Source organism: Paenibacillus sp. (assembly GCF_035645235.1).
Lineage (GTDB): Bacteria > Bacillota > Bacilli > Paenibacillales > YIM-B00363 > Paenibacillus_AE.
Window position 1 is genome coordinate 1 of record NZ_DASQMZ010000093.1, and the last position, 7,881, is coordinate 7,881.

At 55.3% G+C, this 7,881-nt stretch carries 11 protein-coding genes; all 11 read right to left on the bottom strand.

Translation table 11 applies throughout. The features are described from left to right. Positions 1–1,002 (bottom strand): flagellin (locus VEZ38_RS08630; RefSeq protein WP_324892942.1); only part of this gene is annotated, 1,002 nt, incomplete at its 3' end. A 211-nt stretch (positions 1,003–1,213) separates the two neighbouring features. Next, positions 1,214–1,444, bottom strand: a complete 231-nt coding sequence (csrA, locus tag VEZ38_RS08635; protein WP_324892943.1) for a carbon storage regulator CsrA — start codon at positions 1,442–1,444, stop codon at positions 1,214–1,216. A 2-nt stretch (positions 1,445–1,446) separates the two neighbouring features. After that, the gene (gene fliW, locus VEZ38_RS08640; protein WP_324892944.1) at positions 1,447–1,902 is read right to left on the bottom strand and encodes a flagellar assembly protein FliW; all 456 of its coding nucleotides are present in this window, start codon (positions 1,900–1,902) and stop codon (positions 1,447–1,449) included. Positions 1,903–1,987: 85 nt separating this feature from the next. Beyond that, a complete protein-coding gene (locus tag VEZ38_RS08645) occupies positions 1,988–2,557 on the bottom strand; it encodes a DUF6470 family protein (RefSeq protein WP_324892945.1) in 570 nt (189 codons plus the stop codon). A gap of 16 nt (positions 2,558–2,573) precedes the next feature. After that, positions 2,574–3,470 (bottom strand): flagellar hook-associated protein FlgL, encoded by an 897-nt coding sequence (gene flgL / locus VEZ38_RS08650; RefSeq protein WP_324892946.1) that lies wholly within the window; start codon positions 3,468–3,470, stop codon positions 2,574–2,576. A 29-nt stretch (positions 3,471–3,499) separates the two neighbouring features. Continuing rightward, positions 3,500–5,047: a flagellar hook-associated protein FlgK gene (gene flgK / locus VEZ38_RS08655; RefSeq protein WP_324892947.1), complete on the bottom strand. Its 1,548-nt coding sequence runs from the start codon at positions 5,045–5,047 to the stop codon at positions 3,500–3,502. Between the two features lie 17 nt (positions 5,048–5,064). Continuing rightward, positions 5,065–5,568 (bottom strand): flagellar protein FlgN, encoded by a 504-nt coding sequence (locus VEZ38_RS08660; protein ID WP_324892948.1) that lies wholly within the window; start codon positions 5,566–5,568, stop codon positions 5,065–5,067. A 21-nt stretch (positions 5,569–5,589) separates the two neighbouring features. Beyond that, positions 5,590–5,859 (bottom strand): flagellar biosynthesis anti-sigma factor FlgM, encoded by a 270-nt coding sequence (flgM, locus tag VEZ38_RS08665; protein WP_324892949.1) that lies wholly within the window; start codon positions 5,857–5,859, stop codon positions 5,590–5,592. 151 nt (positions 5,860–6,010) lie between these two features. After that, entirely contained in the window at positions 6,011–6,415 is a 405-nt protein-coding gene (locus VEZ38_RS08670) for a flagellar protein (protein WP_324892950.1), read from the bottom strand. A 105-nt stretch (positions 6,416–6,520) separates the two neighbouring features. After that, a complete protein-coding gene (locus tag VEZ38_RS08675) occupies positions 6,521–7,321 on the bottom strand; it encodes a ComF family protein (protein ID WP_324892951.1) in 801 nt (266 codons plus the stop codon). Further along, positions 7,302–7,881, bottom strand: a 580-nt coding sequence (locus VEZ38_RS08680; RefSeq protein WP_324892952.1) for a helicase-related protein, incomplete at its 5' end; no start/stop codon positions are given. The genes VEZ38_RS08680 and VEZ38_RS08675, both read right to left, overlap by 20 nt.

Below are 7,881 nucleotides of genomic sequence, written 5' to 3' on the forward strand. Positions count from 1 at the left end.
CTCGGACGATGCGCCGAGGTTGTTGATCGAGTGCTCGAGTCGGTTCTGGTATGCGCCGAGCTTCGAACGCTGCGTCGATACGTCGTCGAGTGCCGCTTGGATCGCCGCGATCGATGCCTCCGCGCTCCCTTTCGTCGTGACATCGATATCGTCTACATTTAATGCGGCAGAGCGCATATCTTCGACGTTCACGTTCATGATTTGCGAAGAGTTCGACCCAATTTGGAACGTGAGAGAATCGTCGTCCAAGTCGTTATTGGCTGCACGCGTCGTGATCGTAAATTCTTCGCCGACATATTCACTCATGGTCGCTGCACCTGTGCCGAGAGACGCAATCGTCAGCGTTACGCTCGTGCCATTGATATGAATCGCATTAGTCGCGCCTTGAGATATGACAGCAGTCGCTGTTGCACCGCTCTTGTCAGTGATGAGAACGCTGAACGATCCGCCGCCCGCGCTCGCAATGCCCGTAATTTTCACGTTGAACGAGTTGTCCGTTACCGACGATGCCGAGGCCGCGGTGACGATTGTGGCGGATTGTTCATTAATATCGATCGTCAAATCGCTGACATTCACGCCGCTAAGGTCGCCGTTCAACAACTTCTTCGTGTTGAACTCGGTCGTGTTGCCGATCCGGTCGAGTTCCTTGATCAATTGATCTACTTCTTTTTGAAGCTCTTGACGGTCGGCATTCGTATTCGTATCGTTGGAGGACTGCACTGCGAGTTCCCGCATCCGCTGAAGGATGCTGTGCGTTTCCGTCAATGCGCCTTCCGCCGTCTGAATAAGGGAGATGCCGTCTTGCGCGTTCCGCTGTGCTTGGTCCAAGCCGCGGATCTGGCCACGCATCTTCTCAGAAATCGCGAGACCTGCAGCATCGTCGCCTGCGCGGTTGATGCGCAGACCGGAAGACAATTTCTCGAGAGACTTGCCGACCGCTCCGTTGTTGCCGCTCAACTGGCGATGCGTGTTGAGCGCGGCGATGTTGTGGTTAATTCTCATTCGTTTCTTCCTCCTTGAAAGTGGATTCCACATCCGTGTGGAATTATTGATGTTGCTTTGTAGGTCGGCCGCCCTATTCCAGCAACAACTACTATATATATCGTATTTTCAATATAGAATTAATAGTTTTATTTTCGAGCAAATTTGAACGAAAAAGGCCGATTTCCCCCGTATGATCAGGGGAATCGGCACTTATTTATTGATTTCCTTCTTATTTATCGATTTTCCTTGCGTTTATTAAATCAATCATGTTTAACTTACTTCCTGCTGCCTCCCGATTCGCCTCTTGAATACTGAGAAACACCTCTTTGCGATAAATCCGCACGTCCTTCGGCGCGTTGATGCCGATGCGGATTTGGTCGCCGATGACGTCAATAACCGTAATCTCGACATTGTCGCCGATCATGATCGAATCGCCCTTCTTCCGGCTAAGCACAAGCATCGTTACACCTCCTCTTTCCGGGCGGGCGTCGGCTGCGGTTGAAACAACGGGTGCCTCGGTTGATACGGCGAGTCATGGAGGATGATCTGCTTCCCCCTGCGATTGGAACTGTTGATGACGACCGGCGCGAGCAGGTTTATCGTCGAATGCTGCACGCTCCCGTGCGTGGATACAATGCAATAAAGGAGCAACTCCGAAGGATCGTTCAGTTCAAGCTCCCGTTTATTCGATTCGTCCAGTTCGAATTCGTATGACGGATAGAAGACGAACGGGTTCACGATGAGGAACGACACGGCCGCGTCCTCGACCGACTGCATGAACCAGAACAGACTTCCCGCTTCGGGCTCGACCAACGCAAACCGGCGGAGCTCCGGAAAACCGGGGATCCCCGCTTCGAAATCGATCACGTACCGTTCGTCGACGTCCACTTCGCCGTAGTGCAATGTCTCTATCTTCACTGGCGCACCTCTCCTCTACGTTCAAAAATAGAAAAAAAGAAACTATAGGTCGTCTATAGTTTGCGATGATTCCCAGTTATAAACTCTATAGCCTCATATCGATCAACGGCGGCGTAATCTCGACGCTCGCATGCTTCATTATATAAATATCCAGCTTCCCTCGATGGAACGTTAATTCCGGCGGATTGACGCGCACGTTCACCTCGACGCGGCCGTCGGTCGCCTCTATGACGGGCATTCGGGGCGTATAACGAATGTCCACATTGTCGTAAGAGGCTGCCCCGTGATAATTTAACTCCGGAAACGTCAAAAACAGCTCCTTCGCGTTCTCCGCAATAGCGCTCGTCGCCGCCGGAATGTCGGCGAGTCGATTGCCTTGCTCTACCTTGCGGGCCAAGTTTTGCAGATAAACGCCTTGCAACTGATCATAAATCCGATTTGAAGACGCCAAGGCCCCGTCCCGCCCGTAAGCGCCCCAAGCTTTCGTCTGGTCGACCGACAGATCTCCGAGCGGCTGCTCCATGTGCAGTACGGGTTTCACATATTTCATCTCATAGGTTGGCTTCGGCTGGCGCTGCTCGACGACGGCATGGTCCGCGTCGATGCCGATCTTTGCGTATTGCTGCTGAATTTGGATTTGCGGGAACGTAATCATGGAACGTCACCGCCCCTTAACGCAAGAAATCGACGAGGCTCGGTTGAATCAGCTTCGCGCCTGTGGATAAAGCCGCCTGGTAGACGTTCTCGCCCATCTTCAGCTTCGTTATAACTTCAGTCATATCGGCGTCTTCCGTCTTGGATTGCAGGTTTTCCAGATTGATGCCGATATCGTTCAAACGCCCTTGAACGAGCTCGATCCGGTTCACGCGAGCGCCAACCTCAGACCGCGCCTCCAGGAGCTTGTTCATGCGAGCATCAATCTGATCGATCGCTCCGCTAACGGCGTCATGGTCATTATTGGCTAAATCGGCAGACAACTGCTCAATCAGGCGGAACACGTTATCGGCATCGGTACTGGCCCCGAACGCTTCCTGTCCGGTAATGTTGGTGGGCATCTTCAAACCAGGGCCCAGTTCGTAAATCAAGTCACCCGAGTCGGTATCCACGCCGGAAGCCCCTGTATCCGGATACGGCTTCTCGTTAGTGAGTTGCCCGTTGAACACGTATTTGCCATTAAACTTGCTGTTCCCGATGTCAACCAACTGTTTATACATTTCGTCGACTTCGATCCGGATGGATTCCATCGCAGTGTCGGGATTCGTGGCGCTCGCGCCCTTCACTGCCAATTCCCTCACGCGCTGCAACACACTTCCAGCTTGTCCCAGCATCGTGTCGACATAATCAAGATTAGACAGTGCAGAGTCGACGTTGCGCTGAAATTGATCGTTCGCCGAGAGCTCGCTTCGATATCGCATAGAGAAGGTGATTCCAACGGGATCGTCGGACGGCTTGTTAATCTTGCGTCCCGTCGAAAGTTGGTTTTGAAGGTTGTTCATCTTCTCGATATTATTGCTGATATTGCGAAGGAACTGAGCGTTCATCATACCTTGCGTTACGCGTAAGGACATGGGTTCAACTCCTTAATAGAATCAATTCCTTAACGTCCGACGACCCCCATGCTGTTAATTACCTTATCGAGCATTTCGTCGAAGGTGGTCATCGCCCTCGCTGCGGCGTTATAAGCATGTTGGAATTTAATCATGTTCGTCATCTCCTCGTCGAGCGAGACGCCGCTCACGGACAGCCGCCGAGCATCAACCTGCTCCACGAGCATCTGCTGATTGGTCGTTTGCCGATTGGCTTCGTTAGCTTGGATCCCCAGCTGGCCGATGACCGAGCGGAAGTAATCATCCACCGTATTGCTCGTCGTTGTGCCGCCGCCGAGATCGAAGGTGTATTTCGAATCTCTCAATTGGGACAAGAGGAGCGCCGCCGTATTGTTGCCTCGAACGACGGATTCCGGAGTACCGGAAGTACGTAGGGAGCTCGCAATTAAGTTTGCGTTGTTTTGAATGTCGACATTGAGCTGCATATTCGCTGCCGTAATCGGTCCGCCGTCTTTGCTGGTGAAAAAAACGGGCGCTCCGTCGGTATTTTCGAAGTTGTACCCCAATTGATGAAGTCCGTTTAATCCATCGACTTCGACGGTGAGATCGGACGTCAGCGTCCGAGCCGCGCCGGTATAGGTCACCCCGCCGATCGTCGTATTATCCGGCAGCACCGAACCGGCCGGGATCGTTATCGTCACTTTGCCGTTGGCGATCGTGTTTGCCATGATGTCCAATTCTTTCAAATAGGATGTTACGAATTGGTCGCGGGACAAGAGCATGCCGTGCACCTCGCCGGCAGTAAGATCGCCGGACGCCAACGCCGACTCGAGGATGCCGCTATCGACGTCAGTAAAGGTATGCCCGGCAACCAGCGATATGCCACCCATCAATATGTCATAGCCGGTTTCGGTCTCGATGACGTCGATATTCACAATTTTGGACAAATCATCGACCAACAAGTCACGTTGATCCCTCAGATCGTTCGCATTGTCTCCGAGTCCTTCTACGCGCTGGATTTCCGAATTCAGCTTCGCGACCGCCTGAGTTATCGTGTTAATCTGGTTCGCCTTAACTTGGATGTTTTCCGTCAAGTCGGCGCTCAAATCGGTCAATCGGCGGCTGACGTCGTTGAAGCCGTCCGCTAGCGTCATCGCGCTTTCGCGCACGATTTTCCGACCGTCTATGTTCTCCGGATCTTTGCTGAAGTCGGACCATGCCTTCCAAAATTTATCGATAACGGTGCGAATGCCGGTCTCGGAGGGTTCGTTAATGATCGCTTCAATCTTCTCCAGCGTATCTTGGCGTATGCTCCAGCTGCCGAGCGCTTTATTCTCGTTGCGGAATTGGTCGTCAAGGAATTGCTCCCGGATTCGACTAATGGATTTGTACTCGACCCCTTGCCCCAGTTGGCCCGGAGCCGAACTACGCATATACCCGGGCGCCTCGATCGGACGGGAAGCGACCAAATTGACGATTTGTCTGGAGTACCCTTTCGTATTAGCATTCGCGACGTTATGCCCCGTCGTCGTCAACGCGGCTTGATGTGCGAACAACGAGCGCTTCGAAATTTCCAATCCGCCGAATGTGGATCGCATGCTGCATAACCCCTTCCCTATGCGCGCGAGTCGAAATACCCTGCGCGATGTTGCCCTAGCTTGTCCCGCTGCTGTGCGGGATTATGATACGTAGGCTCGTCGTCCGGACCTACAACTAAGTCGATTGTGTAATTAATGAAGGCAAGCGACTGCTCTATCAGTTGTTGATTCAATTCGTTCGCTTGCTTCAATTTCGCTACGATGGACGCCAACTTGTCACGTGCCGAAAGGAGTTGCGCCTTCAACGCCGGATCGGTAATCATTCTCGACAGCTCCGTCACGTTAATCGCCCTGGTCGGCTGGTATCCTTTATCGCGAAAAAACTCGTTCGTCGCGGCGCTCTGTTCGGACAAACATTCTTGAATTGCGCGAATGAGTTTCGCTTCTTTCCCCGATAACGCCGATACCTCGTTGACGTCGTCCCGGACGAGCGCCATGCGCTTCTTACCCGCCAATTCAAACAGTGCTTCATGAATCTCGCTTTGTCTGGTTAAGGCCGCGAGCAACCGCTGTACCGGCATAATTTCACCTAGTTTCTCGATCTATTTCAAATAAGGAAGCAATTTTTCCGCTAATCGCTCTGTGCTTACATGATACGAGCCGGTCTGCACCGAATGCTTCAACGCTTCGAGTCGCTCCGCCCGCTCGGACCCACCGATGCGCTGCGCTTCGAGCATCTCCATCGCTTCCGCCGATATAACCACGTTGTCCTTCTGCGCGCCTTTGCCGGCCGCCGCCTTTGCATCCTTTGCCTGCAGCCCCGCGCGGTATGCTTGGATGGATGACAATCTGCCCGATTCGTTAATTTTCATCGTGGATCACCGCCTGTTTCTCGCGAACTACGATCGGATTCACTCTTATGTTGTTCCCGTTGACGAATGAAATATCCGGAAAACAAGAAGAACCGATCCATTATTACATGTATCGGTTCCCTTCTGGTTTTATTTTAGCGATTTCGAAAATTTACTTCCTGTCCTTCAGGAAACCTGCGCCTCTGTTCTCTTGCTGCTGCGCCCGGCGAAGTTCGTCTTCTTGCATCCCCTTGACATCCTTCACCAATCGATTGCGGCAGCTTTCGCACATTTTCCCTTCGCGGATTGACGCTCCGCACACTTCGCATTCGTACGACATGTTAACAAGCTCAGCGATCGAGATGCGGCCTTCGCGGATAAATTTCGTAATTTGCGCCGTTGACACGCCGGTCGCTTCGCTCAGCTCGCCTAACGTGCACTTGCGGTTTTCCCGCAAATATTTCAAACACTTCTCGTACTGAATTTCGATCTCCTTATGGCAATTCGGGCAGACGGCGCGAACGCCTCTTTGCATCAAGCGACCGCATTTCGGGCAATTGGTCACATTTAACGTCATAAATAATTCCTCCGATCGAACCATTGCTGAGTGATTAATATACACAGATTGTACTGCATCTCCACAATTTTGTATATTGACGACTTTTCAAAGAGGGAGGTTTGACTACCGCGCCCACGTCAGCCCATAGATGCGTAACGAGTGCAAAGCGTTGTCTTCCTCCGATTCCGCGATCGTCCAAGCGCAGTGCTGCAGCGTGCTGCCGGTCGTGTACACGTCGTCGACGATGACCAGGCGTACCGGACCGCCCGCGGCATAGCGTCGCAGCGACGCCTCCGCGTCGGGGCGCAGCGCGAACGCCCGCTCCAAGCTTTCGAGGCGCTCGCGGCGCGACTTGTAGCTTTGCTTCTCCGTATGGCGCGTGCGCACGAGCAGCGGCGCCACCGGAACGCGGAAGCGGCGTCCGACGAACCGCGCCATGACCTCCGCTTGGTTAAACCCGCGCTCCTCGAGCCGCCGTTCGCTAAGTGGCACGAAGGTCAGCAGGCTGCAGCGTTCCTTGGAGGGCCATAGGGCCGATAATTGCTTATATGCGTAGCAAGCCATTTCGCCGATCAGCGGCGAAAGTTTCTCAGACCCTCTATACTTGTACCGTGCCAGCAAATCCTTCATGAACGGCGAGTACGCCACCGCGCTCCGGTTCGCGACGAGGTAAGAGACCGCCCGCCTCGGGCAGTCGGGACAGACTTCCGCGCGGCCGCACGTCTCGCACCGGACGCGGTCGATCCACGGCACCCGGGCGGCGCAGTCCGGACAGAGCCCCGGCGCGCGAGCGCCGCCCCCGCCGGCCACGCCGTTCCGCGCCCGCGTCGACCCGCACCAGAGGCAGCCTTCCTCCGAAAGCCGCAACCCCGATTCCGCGGCGGCGAGCCACCGCGTCCATCGCTCAAGCATCCCCATCGTCATCCAGGAGATACCCCTTCCTTCTCGCTTCGCTGTTCATCGCGCGAACGTCCCGGATCGCCGCTTTCTGCGCCGCCGTCCAATCCGCGGAGCAAAACCAGACGAAGCCGCCGGGATCTTCTGCCTTCCGGCCGGCCCGTCCCGCCATCTGCACGAGCGACGCGTCGTCGAACAAGGCGCAGTCCGCGTCTAGCACGAACACGTCCGTCTTCGGCACCGTCACCCCCCGCTCGAGAATCGTCGTCGTCACGATGACGCGCAGCGTCCGGTCCCGGAACGCGCTCACCTTCTCGGCCCGCGCTTCGTCGCGAGACGACGTGCCGTCGACCGCGATGTCAGGGAAGGCGTCGCGGAACCGCTGCACGACGCCGGGCACCGCGTCGACGCGCGGCACGAACGCGAACAGCTGCGCGCCGCGCGCGAGGCTCGCCGCCGCCGCGTCCCGCAGCGCCCGCGGCAGCGGCCCCGACGCCGCCCAGCGGCGCAGCGGCGGCACGGTCAGCCGCCGCGGGACGGGCAGCGGGCGACCGTGGAACCGCGCGCAGACGCGGGCGTACGGCAGC